Source organism: Mycolicibacterium komossense (assembly GCF_025822605.1).
Classification (GTDB): domain Bacteria; phylum Actinomycetota; class Actinomycetes; order Mycobacteriales; family Mycobacteriaceae; genus Mycobacterium; species Mycobacterium komossense.
This window is the reverse complement of the sequence record NZ_JACKTY010000014.1, coordinates 224,403-242,818: the sequence shown is the minus strand read 5'-3', so window position 1 is coordinate 242,818 and position 18,416 is coordinate 224,403. Positions and strand designations below refer to the sequence as shown.

Annotated in this window: 17 protein-coding genes; 5 read left to right on the top strand and 12 right to left on the bottom strand. The window is 66.6% G+C overall.

Features of this window, described 5'->3' with window-relative positions:
* Positions 1 to 3: 3 nt before the first annotated feature.
* From octT to H7J73_RS05570, 7 genes are all read right to left on the bottom strand, one after another.
* Positions 4 to 741, bottom strand: a complete 738-nt coding sequence (octT, locus tag H7J73_RS05600) for a diglucosylglycerate octanoyltransferase (protein ID WP_264066259.1) — start codon at positions 739 to 741, stop codon at positions 4 to 6.
* Entirely contained in the window at positions 731 to 1,378 is a 648-nt protein-coding gene (gene gpgP / locus H7J73_RS05595) for a glucosyl-3-phosphoglycerate phosphatase (RefSeq protein WP_264066350.1), read from the bottom strand. The genes octT and gpgP overlap by 11 nt, the downstream gene beginning before the upstream one ends.
* A 32-nt stretch (positions 1,379 to 1,410) precedes the next feature.
* Positions 1,411 to 1,779 (bottom strand): ribosome silencing factor, encoded by a 369-nt coding sequence (gene rsfS / locus H7J73_RS05590; protein WP_264066258.1) that lies wholly within the window; start codon positions 1,777 to 1,779, stop codon positions 1,411 to 1,413.
* Positions 1,776 to 2,450: a nicotinate-nucleotide adenylyltransferase gene (gene nadD, locus H7J73_RS05585; RefSeq protein ID WP_435405429.1), complete on the bottom strand. Its 675-nt coding sequence runs from the start codon at positions 2,448 to 2,450 to the stop codon at positions 1,776 to 1,778. Before nadD ends, rsfS begins: the two co-directional genes overlap by 4 nt.
* 197 nt (positions 2,451 to 2,647) lie before the next feature.
* The gene (locus H7J73_RS05580; protein ID WP_264066255.1) at positions 2,648 to 4,093 is read right to left on the bottom strand and encodes a vWA domain-containing protein; all 1,446 of its coding nucleotides are present in this window, start codon (positions 4,091 to 4,093) and stop codon (positions 2,648 to 2,650) included.
* The gene (locus H7J73_RS05575) at positions 4,093 to 4,968 is read right to left on the bottom strand and encodes an AAA family ATPase (protein ID WP_264066254.1); all 876 of its coding nucleotides are present in this window, start codon (positions 4,966 to 4,968) and stop codon (positions 4,093 to 4,095) included. The genes H7J73_RS05580 and H7J73_RS05575 overlap by 1 nt, the downstream gene beginning before the upstream one ends.
* Positions 4,969 to 4,987: 19 nt before the next feature.
* Positions 4,988 to 6,274, bottom strand: a complete 1,287-nt coding sequence (locus H7J73_RS05570) for a glutamate-5-semialdehyde dehydrogenase (RefSeq protein ID WP_264066253.1) — start codon at positions 6,272 to 6,274, stop codon at positions 4,988 to 4,990.
* A gap of 136 nt (positions 6,275 to 6,410) precedes the next feature.
* Between H7J73_RS05570 and H7J73_RS05565 the strand changes: the two genes are divergently transcribed.
* Positions 6,411 to 7,271 (top strand): ribokinase, encoded by an 861-nt coding sequence (locus H7J73_RS05565; protein ID WP_264066252.1) that lies wholly within the window; start codon positions 6,411 to 6,413, stop codon positions 7,269 to 7,271.
* Between the two features lie 67 nt (positions 7,272 to 7,338).
* Positions 7,339 to 8,175: an enoyl-CoA hydratase/isomerase family protein gene (locus H7J73_RS05560; protein WP_264066251.1), complete on the top strand. Its 837-nt coding sequence runs from the start codon at positions 7,339 to 7,341 to the stop codon at positions 8,173 to 8,175.
* An 18-nt stretch (positions 8,176 to 8,193) separates the two neighbouring features.
* Here the strand turns inward: H7J73_RS05560 and H7J73_RS05555 are convergent, their stop codons facing one another.
* Positions 8,194 to 10,176: a CocE/NonD family hydrolase gene (locus H7J73_RS05555; RefSeq protein ID WP_264066250.1), complete on the bottom strand. Its 1,983-nt coding sequence runs from the start codon at positions 10,174 to 10,176 to the stop codon at positions 8,194 to 8,196.
* Between the two features lie 46 nt (positions 10,177 to 10,222).
* Between H7J73_RS05555 and H7J73_RS05550 the strand changes: the two genes are divergently transcribed.
* Complete coding sequence (locus H7J73_RS05550; RefSeq protein WP_264066249.1) at positions 10,223 to 10,609, top strand: hypothetical protein; 387 nt, start codon at positions 10,223 to 10,225, stop codon at positions 10,607 to 10,609.
* 239 nt (positions 10,610 to 10,848) lie between these two features.
* Here the strand turns inward: H7J73_RS05550 and H7J73_RS05545 are convergent, their stop codons facing one another.
* Positions 10,849 to 12,891: an NAD(+) synthase gene (locus H7J73_RS05545; protein ID WP_264066248.1), complete on the bottom strand. Its 2,043-nt coding sequence runs from the start codon at positions 12,889 to 12,891 to the stop codon at positions 10,849 to 10,851.
* A gap of 77 nt (positions 12,892 to 12,968) precedes the next feature.
* Here H7J73_RS05545 and H7J73_RS05540 point away from each other — a divergent pair, with 77 nt between their 5' ends.
* Entirely contained in the window at positions 12,969 to 13,805 is an 837-nt protein-coding gene (locus H7J73_RS05540) for an NAD-dependent protein deacetylase (RefSeq protein WP_264066247.1), read from the top strand.
* Positions 13,806 to 13,836: 31 nt separating this feature from the next.
* Here the strand turns inward: H7J73_RS05540 and H7J73_RS05535 are convergent, their stop codons facing one another.
* Positions 13,837 to 15,105: a cytochrome P450 gene (locus H7J73_RS05535; RefSeq protein ID WP_264066246.1), complete on the bottom strand. Its 1,269-nt coding sequence runs from the start codon at positions 15,103 to 15,105 to the stop codon at positions 13,837 to 13,839.
* 67 nt (positions 15,106 to 15,172) lie between these two features.
* On the opposite strand from H7J73_RS05535, the gene H7J73_RS05530 reads away from it, so the two are divergent.
* The gene (locus H7J73_RS05530; RefSeq protein WP_264066245.1) at positions 15,173 to 15,808 is read left to right on the top strand and encodes a TetR/AcrR family transcriptional regulator; all 636 of its coding nucleotides are present in this window, start codon (positions 15,173 to 15,175) and stop codon (positions 15,806 to 15,808) included.
* Between the two features lie 37 nt (positions 15,809 to 15,845).
* Here H7J73_RS05530 and proB read toward each other — a convergent pair whose 3' ends face one another.
* Both proB and obgE read right to left on the bottom strand, forming a co-directional pair.
* Positions 15,846 to 16,949, bottom strand: coding sequence for a glutamate 5-kinase (proB, locus tag H7J73_RS05525; RefSeq protein WP_264066244.1), 1,104 nt, complete (start codon positions 16,947 to 16,949; stop codon positions 15,846 to 15,848).
* Entirely contained in the window at positions 16,946 to 18,388 is a 1,443-nt protein-coding gene (gene obgE, locus H7J73_RS05520; protein WP_264066243.1) for a GTPase ObgE, read from the bottom strand. Before obgE ends, proB begins: the two co-directional genes overlap by 4 nt.
* Positions 18,389 to 18,416 lie beyond the last annotated feature (28 nt).

Here is an 18,416-nt window from a genome sequence, read left to right as displayed (position 1 = left end):
CGCTCAGCCTGCCTTGGTGAAGGCCTGAGCCAGCGCTTCGAGCATCAACTCGGCGACGGCGGCATGGGCTTCGAAGTTCCAGTGGATTCCGTCGGGATTGCCGTGCTCGCCGTAGACCTGCTCGGCCACGGCAGCCTTCAGGTCGACCAGAGGGATCTCGTGCTCGTCGGCCCATGCGGTGATGGCCGCGACCGTACCGGCGCGGCCTTGATGAGCTTTCCCGTACGCGTCGGCGACGTGCACGCTCGGCAACGACGCCACTATCGGAATCCCAGGTCGGTTGAAATCGATTGCACCGCGAGTCATTTCGAGATACTCGACCGTGAGATGCGGCGGCAGCGCGGACCGCGCGACCGGCGACAACCGGGGTTGCAGCCAACTGTGCCCGTCGCGAACCCAACGGCGTAGCCAGGGCGGCCGGACGTAGCGGATCAACTCGCGCAGCGCGGTGGGCACCGGCGACGGCAGCGAATCCATTCCGCAGGTCGCGAACACCACCGCTCCCGCGCGTGGTAGCGCGGCCCAGGACCGTGGGTCCTGGGTGGCTGCCCACCACACGTCGCGGCAGGTCCAGCCGATCCTGCCGATCAACTCCAGGTCCCAACCGAGCTGAGCGGCAACAATATTGGGCCAGATCCGGGGATCGTCAGCCGGCAAGCCGCCGCCGGGTCCGTAATAGGCCAAGGAGTCGGCGAAGACCAGCAGCGTCGGCCGGCCGGTGGGCACCGGCTCAGAGGACATCGTTGGCGACCTGCGCCGAAGCGTTCCACACGTCCAGACGCCACTTCACCTCGGGCAGAGTGGCGGCGGCGGCGGAATGCCCGGACAACTGCACCCAGCTGGCATTGCCCATCCCACCCAGGATCGGCCAGTTGTCGACCGGGATGTCGAGCAGCGCAGCCGTCAGCGCGGCGATCAAACCGCCGTGCGCCACCAGCACCACCGGACGATCCGGCTCTTCGACACCCCATTCCGGTCGGCGTTCGACCAGTTCGGCCACCAGCGGCCGGCTTCGGGCCGCTACGTCGATCCGACTCTCCCCGCCGTGCGGTGCCCAGCGGGCGTCGTCACGCCAGGCCAGCCGCGCACCGGGGACGATCGCGTCGACATCGGCGTGGGTCAGTCCCTGCCAGTCGCCGAGGTGGGTTTCGCGCAGCCGGGTGTCGACCTCGACCGCGAGGCCGCTGCGCTCCCCCAGAGCGGCGGCGGTGTCGTAGGCACGCCGCAGATCTGACGAAACGATGAGCAGCGGCTGGCGTTTGGCCAGGATCTCGGCTGCGGCACTGGCCTGCGCGCGACCGAGGTCGCTCAGATCGGTGTCCAATTGACCCTGCATCCGGCTACCCGCGTTGTATTCGGTCTGCCCGTGTCGCAGCATCACCAACCGTCGAACGCGGGTGTCCGGATCACTCACGTGGAAGCCTCCAGATCGACGACGATCAGAGGGCAATCGCGCCACAGCCGGTCGAGGGCGTAGAAGTCACGTTCATCCCGATGCTGGATGTGCACCACGATGTCGACGTAGTCCAGCAGCACCCAGCGGCCTTCTCTGGTGCCCTCGCGCCGAGCCGGTTTGTAACCCGCCTCGCGCATCTTCTCCTCGACCTCGTCGACGATCGCGTTGACCTGCCGGTCGTTGCCACCGGTGGCGATCACGAAGCAGTCGGTGATCACCAGTTCCCCTGAGACGTCGATGACGATGACGTCTTCGGCAAGCTTGTCGGCGGCGGCCCTGGCCGCCACCGTCGCCATCGTGATGGCTTCGTCTGTTGCGGTCACTGGATGTCCTGATTCGTGGTCTTGGCCAAGCTGCGGCCGTGGGGGGCGGTACCTGCGGCGTCGTCGCGGTACAGGCCCCGTTTGGACACGTACTGCACCACCCCGTCGGGCACCAGGTACCAAATGGGATGCGTCTCCGCGGCCCGGCGACGGCAATCGGTGGAGGAGATCGCCAACGCCGGGATCTCCACCAGCGTCAGAGCGTCGGCGGGCAGCTCGGCCATGGCCGAGGCGATGTGCTCGCCGTCGAGCTCGAACCCTGGCCTGCTGACCCCGACGAACCGGGCCATGGAGAACAAGTCCTCCCAGTTCTGCCAGGACAGGATCGACGCCAGCGCATCGGCGCCGGTGATGAAGTACAGATCGGTGTCGGGGTTGAGCGCCTGCAGGTCACGCAGGGTGTCCTTGGTGTAGGTCTTGCCGCCGCGGTCGATGTCGACCCGGCTGACCGAGAACCGCGGGTTGGACGCGGTCGCGATGACCGTCATCAGATAGCGATCCTCGGCGGCGGTGACGTAGCGGCCCTGCTTCTGCCAGGGCTGACCGGTCGGGACGAACACGACTTCGTCCAGCCCGAATCGGTCGGCCACTTCACTGGCCGCCACAAGGTGACCGTTGTGGATGGGGTCGAACGTCCCACCCATCACGCCCAGCCGTCGCCTGGGCCGGATCCTGCCCGGTTGCACGATAGGGCAGCTTACTGGAGCCGGGCCGCAGACCAGGTCACGTCCGACGCCGATGCAGAGCAGTGGCGCGGACGCGCCACAAGAGATTATGGAGAAGTCGGACAATCAGAACGTCCGACGCCGATGCAGAGCAGTGGCGCGGACGCGCCACAAGAGATTATGGAGAAGTCGGACAATCAGAATCAGACGGGCAGCAATTTGTCGATCACTCCGGCCAGCTGTTTGGCCGAGCGGCACTCGTGAATCGGGAGGACGCCTTCGTATCTGGGGACCGCCGAGTCGCCGCTGCCCCACAGGTGCCGGGGTTCCGGGTTGAGCCAGTGCGCGTGCCTGCTGGCGCGGACCATCTGGGTGAGCAGCTCGACCTCGGGATTGCGGTAGTTGTTGCGCCCGTCGCCGAGCACCAGCAGCGAGCTGCGCGGGGACAGCACGTTGGGGAACTGGTTGAGGAAGGACACGAAGGCGTGGCCGTAGTCGCTGTGCCCGTCGCGGGTGTAGACACCGGCTTCCCTGGTGATCCGCTGCACCGCGACCGCCAGATCAGCGTCGGCCCCGAACAGGTGCGTCACCTCGTCGGTGGTGTCGATGAAGGCGAATACCCGCACCCGCGAGAACTGCTGGCGCAGCGCGTGCACGAGCAGCAGGGTGAAGTGACTGAACCCGGCGACGGACCCGGACACATCGCAGAGCACCACCAGTTCCGGCCGAGCCGGCCGCGGCTTGGCCAGGACGACGTTGATGGGCACCCCACCGGTCGACATCGATTTCCGCAGTGTCTTGCGTAGGTCGATCTGCCCGGCACGATGCCTGCGCCGCTTGGCGGCCAACCGGGTGGCCAGGGTGCGCGCCAGGGGTGCGACGACCCGACGCATCTGGCGCAACTGTTCACCGGAAGCCCGCAGGAATTCGACGTTCTCGGCCAGCTGCGGGATGCCGTACATCTGCACATGGTCACGACCCAGCTGCTCGGCGGTGCGCCGCTTGGTCTCCGACTCGACCATCTTACGGATCTGCGCGATCCGTTGGGCGGCAAGCGCTTTGGCGATCTGCTCCTGACTCGGAGTCGGATCGTCACCGTAACCGGCCAGCAGACCGGCCAGCAGCTTGCCCTCCAGCTCGTCCAGGCCCATCGCCCGCATCGTCTGGTACGACGAATAGGACGGCCCCCGGCTGGAGTTGTACCTGCCGTAGGCCTCGACGATCTGGGCGATCATCGCCATCAACCGGTCGTCGAGGTTGGCCAGGTCTTCGTTGTCGGCGAGCAGGTCAAGCAGCATCGCCCGCATCGCGTCGACATCTTCCTGCGGCAACGGCGGTTCGTCGGAGGTGCCGGCTTCGTCGTCGTCGAGGACGGTGCGGTCGCCCAGTGCGGCCGGCCACCACAGGTCGAACATCTCGTCGTAGGTCTCCCGGTGATCGGCGCGGCGCAGCAGCGCGCAGGCCAACCCCTCCCTGAGCACCTCGCGGTCACCGAGACCAAGGGCGGCCAGCACCTGACCCGCGTCGACGGTCTCCGAGGGGCCCACCGAAATTCCCTGCGTGCGTAGCCCTTCGACGAACCCCACCAAGTGGCCCGGCAATCCGTGGGGGGCCAGGGGCTGCGCGGGTCGGGTGCGGCGGGCGGCCATCAGTTCAGCCTGAGCTCGCTGGTCGCCCGCTGCTGATCGGACTGGTGTTTGAGGATCACACCCAGTGTGGCGGCCACGGTGGCGTCGTCGATGGTGTCCATACCAAGGGCGAGCACGGTGCGTCCCCAGTCGATCGTCTCAGCGACCGACGGCACCTTCTTGAGCTGCATACCGCGCAGCACCCCGATGATGCGGACCAGTTCCTCGGCCAGCTTCTCGGGCAACTCCGGTACGCGCGACAGCAGGATGCGACGTTCCAGATCCGCGTCGGGGAAGTCGATGTGCAAGAACAGGCATCGACGTTTCAGCGCCTCGGAGAGCTCCCGGGTGGCGTTCGAGGTCAAGACGACGAACGGCTTGCGGGTGGCTGTGATGGTGCCCAGTTCCGGCACAGTCACGGCGAAATCGGAGAGCACCTCAAGGAGTAGCCCCTCGATCTCGATATCGGCCTTGTCGGTCTCGTCGATCAGTAGCACCGTCGGATCGGTGCGCCGGATCGCCGTCAACAACGGCCGCGACAGCAGGAATTCCTCGGAGAACACATCGGACTTGGTCTGATCCCAGTCGCCGGAACCGGATTGAATACGGAGGATCTGTTTGGCGTGGTTCCACTCGTAGAGCGCCCGCGCCTCGTCCACCCCTTCGTAGCACTGCAGGCGGACCAGTTCGGCTCCGGTGCACTGCGCGACGGCCCGGGCCAGCTCGGTCTTGCCCACCCCGGCAGGGCCTTCGACCAATAGCGGCTTCCCGAGTCGGTCGGCGAGGAAAACCGCTGTAGCGGTAGCCGTGTCGGGCAGGTAGCCGGTCTCGGCGAGACGACGCGCGACATCGTCGATATCGGTGAACAACGGCGATGGCACTACAGGGATCTCCAAGGCGTATGAGCTCTTTCTGCTAGACCGGTCGCGTGTGGCCGGTCAGAGGCGAGCCCCAGACGATCCACTTGGTCGACGTCAGTTCGGGTAGCCCCATGGGGCCGCGGGCGTGCAACTTCTGAGTGGAGATGCCGATCTCGGCGCCGAAACCGAACTGTTCACCGTCGGTGAACGATGTCGACGCGTTGACCATCACCGCGGCCGCGTCCACCTGCTCGGTGAACTGCTGTGCCGCAGCAAGATCGGTGGTGACGATGGCCTCGGTGTGGCCGGTGCCGTACTCGTTGACATGATCGATGGCGGCGTCGAGTCCGTCGACGACAGCCAGCGCGATATCCATCGACAGGAATTCCGCACGCAACTCCTCCTCGGAAGGGTCGACGTGCACGGTGACCCCGGCGTCCTGCAGAGCTGCGAGCAGTCGCGGCACTGCCGTGGCGGCGATGGCCTGATCGACCAGCAGGGTCTCGGCGGAATTGCAGACGCTTGGGCGCCGCGTCTTGGAATTCAGCAGAATCCGTTCTGCCACATCGAGATTCGCATCCGAGTGCACGTAGACGTGGCAGTTCCCCACGCCGGTCTCGATGGTCGGCACCAACGCGTCGCGCACCACCGCGTCGATCAGGCCGGCTCCCCCACGCGGGATGACCACGTCGACCAGACCGCGGGCCTGGATCAGATGCGTGACGGTGGAACGATCGACGCTGGAGAGTAGTTGCACGGCATCGGCGGGCAGACCTTCGGCGTCCAGGGCGCCGCGCAGCGCGAACACCAGGGCCTCGTTGGACCGCGCTGCCGACGAACTCCCGCGCAGCAGAACCGCATTGCCCGACTTCAGGGTCAGGCCGAAGGCATCGACGGTGACATTGGGCCTGCCCTCGTAGACAATCCCTACGACCCCGAGCGGAACCCGCTGCTGCCGCAACTGCAGCCCGTTGGGCAGCGTCCGGCCGCGCAGTACCTCACCGACCGGATCCGGCAAACCGGCAACCTGACGCAGGCCGGCGGCGATCCCGTCGACGCGTTGCGGGTTCAGTGCCAGCCGGTCGAGCATCGCCGCAGGCGTACCCGCCTCGCGGGCGATGTCGAGATCCTCGGCGTTGGCAGCCAGGATCTGGTGCACGTGCGCCAGGACGGCATCCGCGGCGGCGTGCAAGGCGTGATCTTTGGCCGTGGTGGTCAGCGAAGCCAACGCACGAGACGCCGACCGTGCGCGCCGGGCAGCATCGTGCACAGAGTCACGCAATTCCGGGGACGACTCTTGTAGGGACGACGCTTGCAGGGATGCTGACACTCCCAGAGACATCGGCCCAGCTTATCGGGCTGGCCGCCCGAAAGCAGAGCCCACCCCGGCGACGAAGCTCGCCGAGGTCGTCCAGCACAACGCGCTCGGGTCCGGCGGGGAATTGTGCTGCGGCCAGTTGCTCCATAACGTCCACGCTATGACGTCTCGGGTGTGTGTCGTGGGCAGCGTGAACATGGACGCGGTGTACGCCGTGCCGAACCTGCCGAAGCCTGGGGAGACCATCCTGGCCACCTCGGCGCAGCTGCTGCCCGGCGGCAAAGGGGGCAATCAGGCGGTCGCGGCGGCGCGCGCTGGTGCGCGGGTGCAGCTGGTGGCCGCCGTCGGGGGCGACGCGCACGCGGCACAGCTGCGGGCCCACCTGGCGGCCAACGACGTTGGGCTCGACGGGCTGGTGACGCTGCCAGGGCCCAGCGGCAGCGCGGTGATCGTCGTCGATGCGGGGGCCGAGAACACGATCGTCGTCGCACCAGGCGCCAACGCCCATCTGACGATGGACTCGGCGCTGTTACGGCACATCGTCGCCAAGTGCGACGTGCTGTTGGTGCAGCTGGAGATTCCCCTCGAAGCGGCGGTCGCCGCGGCCAGGCAGGCCCGGTCGTCGGGCGCCGTCGTGATGGTCAACGCCTCACCGGCAGGCGCGGATTCGCACGCGCTCGCCGATCTCGCCGAGGTGGCGGATGTGGTCATCGTCAACGAGACCGAGGGTCGGGTTTGGCACTGGCCGGTACCCCACCTGGTGACGACCCGCGGCGCCCGGGGTGCGACCCATCTACATGACGGCGCCGAGTCCGAAATACCCGCACCGGCGGTCGAAGCCGTCGATACCACCGGCGCCGGCGATGTCTTCGCCGGCGTACTCGCGGCCGGCTGGAGCACAGATCACCACCATGCGCTGCGCCGCGCCTGCGCGGCGGGCGCGTTGGCGACACTGGTGGCCGGTGCCGGCGACTGCGCCCCATCCGACGAAGCGATCGAGGATGCGCTGGCTGCGGACTGAGGTCACAACTGTTGCCGTTATAGTCAGGGCGCTCACAAGGCGCCGCTCACATGGCATAGGAGACGCGATGTCAGCACCCACCCCTGCACCGGAAGCTCCGCGTCCCCCCGACGGCGACTGGCTGGGTACCCCGTTCCTGAAATTCGACCGTCAGGGTCCCTTCGCGGTGGTCACACTGGACCGGCCGCAGGCCCGCAACGCGCTGACTCCGGCGATGTACTTCGGGATCCGCTACGCCGTCAGCCATGTCGACTCCGACCCCGATCTGGCGGGACTGCTGTTGACCGGCACCGGCGATGTGTTCGCACCGGGCGGCGACCTCGGCGGCGGGGACGGCGTGGACGATTGGATGACCTTCGGACCTGCGCTGTCGATGGACGTCACCCCGTTCGAGACGCTGCGTCAGTCGGTCAAGCCGGTCGTGTCGGCGGTCAACGGCCTGTGCCAGGGCGGCGGCCTGCAGATCGCGATGTGCAGCGATATGGCGGTGGTCAGCGACCGGGCGACGTTCCGGGTGCCGGAGCTCTACCGCGGGATCGCCGACACCTACTACTCGCAGACGCTGGCGCGCATCATCGGCCCGGTCCGCACTCGCGACCTGATGTTCACCGGACGCACCCTGACCGCGCAGGAGGCCGTCGACTGGGGCATGGTCGCCCGGGTCGTTCCCCACGACGAGTTGGCCGATGCCGCCCGCGAAGTGCTGGCCCAGTGCTGCCGGACCGCGCCCCGCGCCCGATCGGTGGTGAAGTCGAGCCTGGACAACTATCTGGGCCTGTTCGACCGGATCGGGATGAAAGCCAGCTACAGCGGCGACGAGGCGAAGGAAGGATTTATGGCCTTCAAGGGTCGCCGGTCACCGTCTTGGGTACATCCCGATCTGCAGACCGACGGCCGCCTCTGAGGCGGTTGCCGCCTCCCGCTACACCGTCACTGCCAGGGGTTGCGCGTTGGCGGCGACGGGCAGATCCACGGAGACGTCGCCGATGTTGATGAACCCGAATTCGGTGAGGTTGAGGAACGGCGTGGCCGTGGCGACGATCTGCAATTCGAGGTCGCTGTCGGCATACATCGTGTACGCGATGTCGTTGAGCGTGTACGTCTGCTGGTGGGTCTGGCCATCCAAGGTGACCGGCAGCGGTGCCACCAGATTGCCGACCACCAGGCCGGTGTTCTTGTCGACGATCTGGGCGTAGACGGTGCGGCTGGTGCCCCAGCCCGTATACGTGACGGTCACCGTCGGCGCCCCCACCACATTGACGGGAACACCCCCGGCGCCAACGGGATTCGTCAACTGGATATTCACCGCGTTACTGGCCACCGATGCAAGCCCCAACGAGAACGGCCACGAGACCGAGTTCAGGGGACCAGACCCGCCCAATACCGGGACGATCGGCAGGACATGGCCCGTCCCCTCACTGGTGATGACCGAGGGGCTATAGAAGGCCGGGTCCGACGGCAGCGTGTCGGATGACCAGTAATTGCCGTTCTGGTCGGACCACTCGAACAGATGCGGGTCGACGGTGCCGTCACCCTTGACGTACCGGTTCATCCAATCCAACTGCTCCTGGAGCACCCACGCGGCGTCGGCCTCGGGATTGCCCTGCCCCGCCAGGCAGGCGCCGTGGCCACCGCAGTACCAGATCAACTTGGTGATCGCGACCGGATCCCCCGGTCCCGACGGCGTGGTGAGGTAACCGGCGTTGATGACGGACTGCTGCGGTGGGAACAGCACGTCACCTATGCCCTGGATGAGCAGCGTGGGTGCAGTGATCTTGCTGACGTCGACGCCAGGGCCACCGGCGGCCAGCAGTGCGATCTGCTCCGGTGTCAGGACGCCAAGCAGGGCACCGGTCGCGATCGCATCGGTGAACGCGGGGTTCAGGTTCGCCCCGGTGATGATCAACCCGAAGAGCAAACCGACCGCGTAGGCCGTGCGAAACACGTTCTCGGGATACAGCGAGCTCGTCATCGAGTTCCATGCCCAGCCCGGGGCGATCGCGTCGATCCGGTGGTCCTCGGCAGCGGCGACGAGCTGGATCCCGCCGCCGTACGACACCCCGACCATGCCGATCTGGGGGTCATTCGGGATGGTCGACCCTGGCGTGAGCTTCACCCCGCTCTGCTGCGCCACCCAGGTGATGATCTGCGAGACGTCTCGGCCTTCGAACTGCGGATTGTCCAGCTGAAATACGCCACCGGAAGCGAACTCGCCGCGCGGATCCCAGGTGACCACGTTGTAGCCCGCATTGCGAAACGCCGACAACAGGGACTCGCTCGGATCGGTGACACCCGGGTTCGGCAGGCCGGGGCCGTACAAAATCGTGTCGTGCTGGTCGCCGGCGACGGCGCCGCTGGCCGGGAAGAAGTTGGTGCTGATCTGTGTGCCGTCGAACGACGTCACCATGGTGGTGAACGCGATCGGGGTGGCGGTGGCCCCGCGCAGTTCGGTCACATTCGCCACGACGGTCTGCATGACAGCGGTCCCGATCAACGGTGCAAGCGCCTCGTTGACGGTCGGCGTCAGCTGTAACGCCGCGATCACGGGCGCGACGATGGCGCCACCGACCAGGGGCAGACTTGTCACCAAGGAAGTGAACGCCGTCTGCTGGGCAACGAGCACCGTGAACGACTCGGTGCCTGTCGGTCCGTTCGTGCTTCCTTCCGCTGTGAAGGGCAGGAAGCTGAACTGTCCGGTCGCCGCGTTCAGAGTGAGCTTTCCGCCGTTGGTCGGCGTACCGATCAGCGTGTACGTCTTCCCGTCGGGAGTGGCCGTGCAACCGGTGATGACGCAACCGGTGATGACTCCATTCGTGACTCCGATGCTGAAGCTCACATCGGCGGCGAGCGCCTCGCGCCGCGTCCCGACCAGAAGCAACAGATCGACGATCGACTCGACGGGCACTGCCGGCGCACTCCCCCACGTCGGGCGCGCCGCGACCGTCGGGGCGGTGGCGACCGTGCCTTCGGTACCCGCGGACGAGGTCGGTGTCCCGCCGCTGACTGTCGTGGTGCTGGCAGCGATCCGCGATGACTTCGAGACCGTGCCACGTGCAGCTGGGATTGCCACCACGGTCGACGACGGGACTTTGTCGGCGGAAGTCGCCGATCCGGCTGCTGGCTTGGGTTTGCTGAAAGTCGCGCCGCTACGCTTGCTGGAAGTCTGTTTGCCGCTCGCCGACGGCGAAGCGGACGTGGTCGACGAGGCGCCTTGTGATCCCGTAGAGGCGGAAGCAGCTCCAGCTCCAACGAGTATTGCCGTGCCGATACCCAACGCAATCGCCAAACCGCCAACACGACCGATGTTGCGCGCAGCGCCCACCGCCAGTTCCATCTGATGCCCCCCGGGACGCGGCAATCCGTGTTGTTGCCGTTTGCTGAAGCCTAGGCGATCATCGTTAATTGTTCTCGGCGACAATTACAAGTGAAGTCGAACTGTTACGCAGGGAGGACGCACTCGAGAATCGTCGAGCCGGAGCCACGACGGCACCGCCCTCCCCGAGTCCTGTGTTCCGTCAACCAGTTGTTATGTCTACATAACAACTGGTTTTGGAGGTCGGTATCGGACCTACGCGCGCTAGCGCTCGGGGACCTCGCGCTCGATCTCATCGAGCCAGATCCGCGCCGACATATCCGACGGAGCACGCCAATCGCCGCGCGGCGACAATGCCCCGCCCGCCGAGACTTTCGGGCCGTTCGGCATGGCCGACCGTTTGAACTGGCTGAACGAGTAGAACCGTTGCACGAACACTTTCAGCCAGCTCCGGATCTCCGTGAGCGTGTACTGCGGCCGCTTGTCCAGCGGGTAGCCCAACGGCCAGTGCCCGTGCTCGGCATCGCGCCACGCATGCCAGGCCAGGAACGCGACTTTGGAGGGCCGGTACCCGTACCGCAGGATCTGGAACAGCGAGAAATCCTGCAAGACATAGGGTCCCACCTTCGCTTCGCTGCTCTGGATCTCCTCGCCTTCGCCGGCCGGTACCAGCTCCGGGGTGATCTCGGTGTCCAGTACCGACTGCAGTACCCGGTCCACCTCGTCGTCGAACTCGCCGGAGGAGATCACCCAGCGGATCAGATGCTGGATCAGGGTTTTCGGAACGCCGCCATTGACGTTGTAATGCGACATCTGGTCACCGACACCGTAGGTCGACCAGCCCAACGCAAGTTCGGATAGATCACCGGTGCCCAGCACGATTCCGCCCCGCTGATTGGCGATCCGGAACAGGTAGTCGGTCCGCAGGCCGGCTTGGACGTTCTCGAAGGTGACGTCGTAGACCTTCTCCCCGCGGCCGAACGGATGGTCCATCTCTTTGAGCATCAGCGAGGCGGTATCCCGGATGTCGATCTCTCCGAAGGAGACCCCGAGCGCCCTACTCAACGCGATCGCGTTGCTCTTGGTGTGGTCGCTGGTGGCGAAGCCGGGCAGTGTGAACGCGAGAATATCGCTGCGGGGCCTGCCTTCCCGGTCCATCGCTCTGGCCGCGACGATCAGCGCATGAGTGGAGTCCAAGCCTCCGGACACCCCGATGACGACCTTCGGGTAGTTCAGCGCCCGCAGCCGTTGTTCCAGCCCGGCCACCTGGATGCTGTAAGCCTCGTAGCAATCCTGTTGCAGCCGAGTGGGATCCGCGGGCACGAAGGGGAACCGCTCGATCTGGCGCCGCAACCCAATGTCATCGTCGGGAGGATCGAGGGTGAATTCCACCCGCCGGACGGTGTCGCCGTCGATCCCGTGATGCCTGCGGTTGTCGTCGAAGGTGCCCATCCGCAACCGTTCTGAACGCAACAGTTCGGTATCCACATCGGCGACGCTGCACCGCGGGCCCTTGGGGAACCGCTCGGACTCAGCGAGCAGCACCCCGTTCTCGTAGATCATCGTCTGCCCGTCCCAGGCCAGATCGGTGCTCGATTCGCCCTCACCAGCGGCGGCGTACACATAGGCGGCCAGGCAGCGCGCGGACGCAGAACGGGCCAGCAGCTTGCGATCCTCGGCTCGCCCGACGGTGATCGGACTCCCGGACAGATTCGCCAGCACCGTCGCGCCAGCCAACGCCGCCTCGGCACTGGGGGGTACCGGGACCCACATGTCTTCGCATATTTCCACGTGCAGCACAAAACCGGGCAGGTCCGCCGCCGCGAACAGGAGGTCGGAGCCAAAGGGTGCGCGCGCGCCGCCGATGGTGATCTCGCCGTAGATGTCGTCGCCGGGTGCCACCTGGCGACGCTCGTAGAACTCGCGGTAGGTGGGCAGATAGGACTTGGGTGCGACGCCGAGCACCACGCCGCGGTGCACGATGACCGCACAGTTGTAGATCCGATGCCGATAGCGCAGAGGCGCCCCGACGACGAGCACCGGCAGCAGGTCGACCGATGCGGCGACGATGTCGCCCAGGGCTGTCTCGACGGCCTCGAGGAGGGTGTCCTGCAACAGGATGTCGTCGATCGAGTACCCCGACAGTGTCAGCTCGGGGAACACCGCCAGCGCGACGCCGTCGTCGTGGCATTCGCGGGCCGTCTGCAGCACCGCCTTCGCATTCGCCGCCGGATCCCCGATGGTGGTGTGCAGCGTGCAGGCGGCCACCCGAACGAACCCGTGGCGGTACGCGGAGTAGAAGCTCACCTCTGCAGTATCTCCTGAGCCCCCTGCTCACAGCCCCATTGGCCTGGTTTGGCCGGTGCGGCGCTACTCTCGATGGAGTGGAAGCACCCGAGCTCGTCGCCCTGTTGGACGGCCGTCGCATCGCCGTTCTCACCGGTGCCGGCATGTCCACCGACTCGGGGATTCCCGACTACCGAGGCCCGGACTCGCCTCCGAGCAACCCGATGACCATCCGCCAGTTCACGTCCGATCCGACCTTCCGGCAGCGGTACTGGGCGCGTAACCATGTCGGCTGGCGCCACATGGACGAGACGCTGCCCAATGCCGGGCATCGGGCGCTGGCCGCGCTCGAGCGCGTCGGGGTCGTCACCGGACTCATCACCCAGAATGTCGATCTGCTGCACACCAAGGCCGGAAGCGTCGCCGTGGTGAACCTGCATGGCACCTATGCGCAGGTGGTGTGCCTGTCGTGCGGGTACACCATGACGCGCGCCGAGCTGGCTGCGGAGCTGGAGTCGATGAACCCCGGTTTCATCGAGCGGGCCGAGCAGGTCGGCGGCATCGCCGTCGCACCGGATGCCGACGCGATGGTCGAGGAGACGTCGGAGTTCCGCTATCTGGACTGTCCACACTGCGGCGGGATGTTCAAGCCCGATATCGTCTACTTCGGCGAGAATGTTCCCAAAGATCGTGTCGAACAGGCTTATTCGATGGTCGACGGGGCCGATGCACTCCTGGTGGCCGGCTCGTCACTGACGGTGTTCTCCGGCTACCGGTTCGTCCGCCATGCCGCCGCGCGGGCCTTACCCGTCGCCATCATCAACCGCGGCCCCACCCGTGGCGACCACCTGGCCACCGTCAAGCTCGACAACGGCTGCTCGGAAATACTGGCCCTGCTCGCCGATGAGCTCTCCCCTGCGATTTCGGCGTGCTGATCGCCGCTCAGCGGTCGAGAGCACGCCCGGATCACCAGGTGCAGGGCATCGCCCGGATGCCGTGGACGAAGTTCCCCGCCAGATAGGTCGGCTCCCCGGCTGCGATGGCCGGTTCCTGGCGCAGCAGTTCCCCGAAGAGCGCCCGCAGCTGGGTCCTGGCCACGTGGGCGCCGAGGCAGAAATGCCGTCCGCCGCCGCCGAAGCCGAGGTGCGGGTTGGGTTTCCGGTTCAGGTCGAAACGCTCGGGATGCTCGAACACCTCGGCGTCCCAGTTGCCCGACGAGTAGAACATCACCACCTTCTCCCCGGCCGCCACCTGTTGCCCGCCGATCTCGACATCGGTCGCCGCGGTCCGGCGGAAGGTCATCACCGGAGTCGCCCAGCGGACGAACTCCTCGACGGCGCCGCCGATCCGGTTGTCGAAATCTGCACGCAGCCAGGCCCGTTGGTCAGGGAAATCGGTGAGCGCCTTCATCGCGTGGCTGGCGGTCTGACGAGTGGTGTCGTTACCCGCGACGGCCAGGAGGACGAAGAAGGCAGCCACCTCCGCGTCGGTCAACCGATCGCCGTCCACCTCGGCGTGCACCAGGGCGCTGATCAGATCGTCGCCGGGATTCGCGCGGCGTTCGGCCGCCAGGGCGAATGCCACCTGATGCAGGTACATCTGACTACCGAGGAGCACTTCCAACGGGTTACGACCGGCGAGGTAGACCGGATCGCCCCACGAGACCATCGCGTCGGCGGCGTGCGCCACCTGCTGACGCTCGGATTCGGGGATCCCGACCATGTCCGAGAGAGTGCGGATCGGCAGTTCTTTGGCGCAGTGCTCGACGAAATCGACTCCGCTGCCTAGTGATCGGAGTTCGGCGACAATCGCGGCGGCGTTGGCATAGATCGAATCCTCGATACGCCGGACCTGCCGTGGCGTGAAGGCGGAGTGGACGACCTTGCGGATCAACGTGTGCCGCGGCGCATCCATCGCCAGGAAGGACTGGGACGCCTCCAACAGCTCCTCCGGGATGTTCTCGAACAGCACACCTTTGCCGGACAGGAACACCTCGCTGTTGCGACTGATCGCGACGATGTCCGAGTGCCGGGTCACCGCCCAGTAGCCGCGATCTTCGGGATCGTGCATCAACGCGTCCTCGACGGGCGGATGCCAGCTCACCGGCCGCTCGGCGCGCAGCAGCGCGAAGGATCGCTCCCGTTCGGCCGCGCCGGTGGACCAGAACGCCCGGGACGACAGGTCGACGGGGTCGTACGGGCGGGGAGCCAGTGATGTGATGGACGGCACACTCATGCACTCGACACTAGGTCTAGACGGTGTGTCTAGTCAAGGCATGCGAAGGCCCGATACGCTGCGTGGCATGCCATCGGTCACCCGTAAACCGCAGGCCAACCGCCAGCAGCGGCGGGCCGAGATCGAGCGAAGCCTGCTGATCGCCACCGATCGGCTGATGGGCGAGGGCGCCAGCTTCACCGAGCTCAGCGTGGACCGGCTGGCCACCGAGGCCGGAATCTCCCGCGCGAGCTTTTACATCTACTTCGAAGACAAAGGCCACCTGCTGCGCAGGTTGGCAGTCGGTGTCTTCGACGATCTCGCGGACCCGGCTCAGCGCTGGTGGGACGTGGCAGCCCGTCGCGACGCCGCCGACGTCCTGGCAGCGATGACCGGCATCATCTCCGGCTACCGACAGCACCAGCCGCTACTGGTCGCGCTCAATGAGATGGCCGCTTACGACCCACAGGTGGCGACCGCCTACCGGGAGATCCTGACGGGTATCGCCGAACGGTTGACCCGCGTGATCGAAGACGGGCAGGCCGACGGTTCGATCCGCCAAGAACTGAGCGCAACCAGCACCGCCAGCGCGTTGACCTGGATGGTGGAGCGGACCTGCCACCAGACGCTGCCATTCAGCACTGCCGACGGCGGTGCCGCGCTGGCCGACACGCTCACCCGGATCGTCGTCGCCACCCTCTATCTCCAGGCGACGTCGGCGTGATTGCGACCCGTCAGCGGTCGGGAGCACGCCGAGATCCCTAGAGGGCGACCAGATCGTCGGCGTGTACCGCCGGCCGGCGCATCTCCGCGGGGAGGTCCGAAGTCGAGCGGCCCAACATCGTCGACAGCTCCGCGGTGTCATAAGCGACCACACCGCGCGCGACGACGGTCGCATCAGCCGACCGGAGCTCCACCACGTCGCCGCCGTAGAACCGACCGGAGACCCCGGTGATGCCGGCCGGCAACAGCGACCGGCGCTGCTTGACCACAGCGCGGACGGCGCCGTCATCCAGTGTCAGCGTGCCGGACGATTCCGCGGCATAGCGCACCCAGAAGCGTCGCGCCGACATCCGATCGGGCCGGGCCGCGAAAACCGTACCCACCGAAGCGTCCGACAGTGCAGCGGCCGCATCAGCTGCCGCGGCCAACAGCACCGGGACGCCGGCATCGGCGGCCAGCAACGCCGACGACAGTTTGGAGGCCATCCCGCCGGTGCCGAGACGACTTCCGCTTCCGGCCACGACGCCGTCCAGATCGGCGCTGTTGGCCACCTCGGAAATGAAGCGCGCGTTGCCTTTCCGTGGATCAGCGTCGTAGAGGCCGTCGATATCGGACAGCAGCACCAGCGCGTCGGCCCCAACCAGGTGGGCGACCAATGCCGAGAGCCGGTCGTTGTCGCCGAACCGGATCTCGTTGGTGGCGACGGTGTCGTTCTCGTTGACGATGGCAACCGCATGCAGCGAGCGCAGCCGGTCGAGAGTCCGCTGGGCGTTGGTGTGCTGAACGCGCATCGCGATGTCATGCGCGGTGAGCAGTACCTGTCCGACCGTGCGCTGGTAGCGGCTGAACGCAGCATTCCACGAATTCACCAGCGCCACCTGACCTACGCTGGCGGCAGCCTGTTTAGTGGCCAGATCTGTTGGGCGCCTGTTTAACCCGAGTGGCTCGATGCCTGCGGCAATCGCACCCGAGGACACGATCACGACATCGGAGCCGGCCCGCATCCTGGCCTCGATGGCATCGACGAGCTGTTCGAGCCGACTCGCATCGAACATCCCGGCCGGGGTGGTCAGCGCGGTGGTGCCAATCTTGACGACGATGCTTCGAGCGGTCCGAACGGCTTCCCGATGGACAGAGTTCACGATTGCTCGTCGTGCTCGCGCCGTCTCTTGCGCGCGATCTTGCGCTCGTCCGCACCGACCCGCTCACTGCGTTCGATGCGAATATCGGTGCCGCGTCCCGACATGGTGACATCTACGCCGGCGGGTGTTTGCGGCTCCCAGTCGAAGGTCATATCGCCGATGGTCACTGCGCAACCGGGCTTGGCGCCCAGCTTCAGCAGTTCGTCCTCGACACCGAGCCGGGCCAGGCGGTCGCCGAGATAGCCGACGGCTTCGTCGTTTTCGAAGTTGGTCTGGGCGATCCACCGTTCTGGCCTGGCACCGCGGACGACGAAGCCGCCATCACCGTCGGAGGCGACCGTGAACGACTTCTGGTCGATGGCGACCGGGCGGATCACCGCGCGCCGCTGCGGCAGCACCGGCTGGGATTCCCGATACGCGGCAACCATGTCCCATAGAGCAAACGTCAACGGCCGCAAGCCTTCCCGGCTCACCGTCGACACTTCGAAAACCGGCCAGCCGCGCTCGGCAATCTCGTCACGGACGAAATCCGCCAGCTCTCTCGCCTCGGGTACGTCGATCTTGTTGAGCACCACCGCCCGGGGACGGTCGGCCAGATCGACGAGTGCCGAATCACCTTGCAGCGTCGGTTGATAGGCAGCCAGTTCGGCTTCGAGAGCATCGATGTCGGAGATCGGGTCGCGACCGGGCTCCAGGGTGGCGCAGTCGACCACGTGCACCAACACCGCGCATCGCTCGATATGGCGCAAAAAGTCCAGGCCGAGGCCACGTCCCTGTGACGCCCCGGGAATCAGGCCGGGCACGTCGGCGACGGTGAAGGTGTGCTCCCCCGCCGACACCACGCCCAGATTCGGCGCCAGCGTGGTGAACGGGTAGTCGGCGATCTTCGGTTTGGCCGCGGAAATGGTGGAGACCAACGACGACTTCCCTGCCGAGGGGAACCCGACGAGGCCCACATCGGCGACTGTCTTGAGTTCGAGCGTCAGGTCGCGCTCATCGCCCTTTTCACCGAGAAGGGCGAAACCAGGGGCCTTGCGTGCCCGGGACGCCAGCGCGGCGTTGCCCAGTCCGCCACGGCCGCCCGCAGCCGCCTCGAACCGGGTGCCTGCGCCGACCATATCGGCCAGCAGTCGGCCGTTCTCGTCAAGTACTACGGTGCCGTCGGGGACCCGGACTTCGAGATCGGCGCCGGCTGCTCCGTCGCGGTCACCGCCCATGCCCTGCTTACCCGAGGGCGCATCGACGTGGGGGTGGAAGTGAAAATCGAGCAGGGTGTGCACCTGCGGGTCGACGACCAGCACGATGCTGCCGCCTCGACCGCCGTTACCGCCGTCGGGCCCGCCGAGTGGTTTGAACTTCTCGCGGTGCACCGAGGCGCATCCATGCCCGCCGGAACCCGCGCGGGCATGGATAACGACGCGATCGACAAACCGAGACATCGGACGTCCTTTCGTCGAAAGCGAAGCT

Coding starts and splice junctions, on each gene's coding strand:
- gpgP (WP_264066350.1), bottom strand. CDS start 1,378: ATGCTGCGACACGGGCAGACCGAATACAACGCGGGTAGCCGGATGCAG.
- H7J73_RS05530 (WP_264066245.1), top strand. CDS start 15,173: ATGCCATCGGTCACCCGTAAACCGCAGGCCAACCGCCAGCAGCGGCGG.
- H7J73_RS05580 (WP_264066255.1), bottom strand. CDS start 4,093: ATGGCCGCCCGCCGCACCCGACCCGCGCAGCCCCTGGCCCCCCACGGA.
- H7J73_RS05570 (WP_264066253.1), bottom strand. CDS start 6,274: ATGTCTCTGGGAGTGTCAGCATCCCTGCAAGCGTCGTCCCTACAAGAG.
- obgE (WP_264066243.1), bottom strand. CDS start 18,388: ATGTCTCGGTTTGTCGATCGCGTCGTTATCCATGCCCGCGCGGGTTCC.
- octT (WP_264066259.1), bottom strand. CDS start 741: ATGTCCTCTGAGCCGGTGCCCACCGGCCGGCCGACGCTGCTGGTCTTC.
- H7J73_RS05535 (WP_264066246.1), bottom strand. CDS start 15,105: ATGAGTGTGCCGTCCATCACATCACTGGCTCCCCGCCCGTACGACCCC.
- H7J73_RS05560 (WP_264066251.1), top strand. CDS start 7,339: ATGTCAGCACCCACCCCTGCACCGGAAGCTCCGCGTCCCCCCGACGGC.
- H7J73_RS05565 (WP_264066252.1), top strand. CDS start 6,411: ATGACGTCTCGGGTGTGTGTCGTGGGCAGCGTGAACATGGACGCGGTG.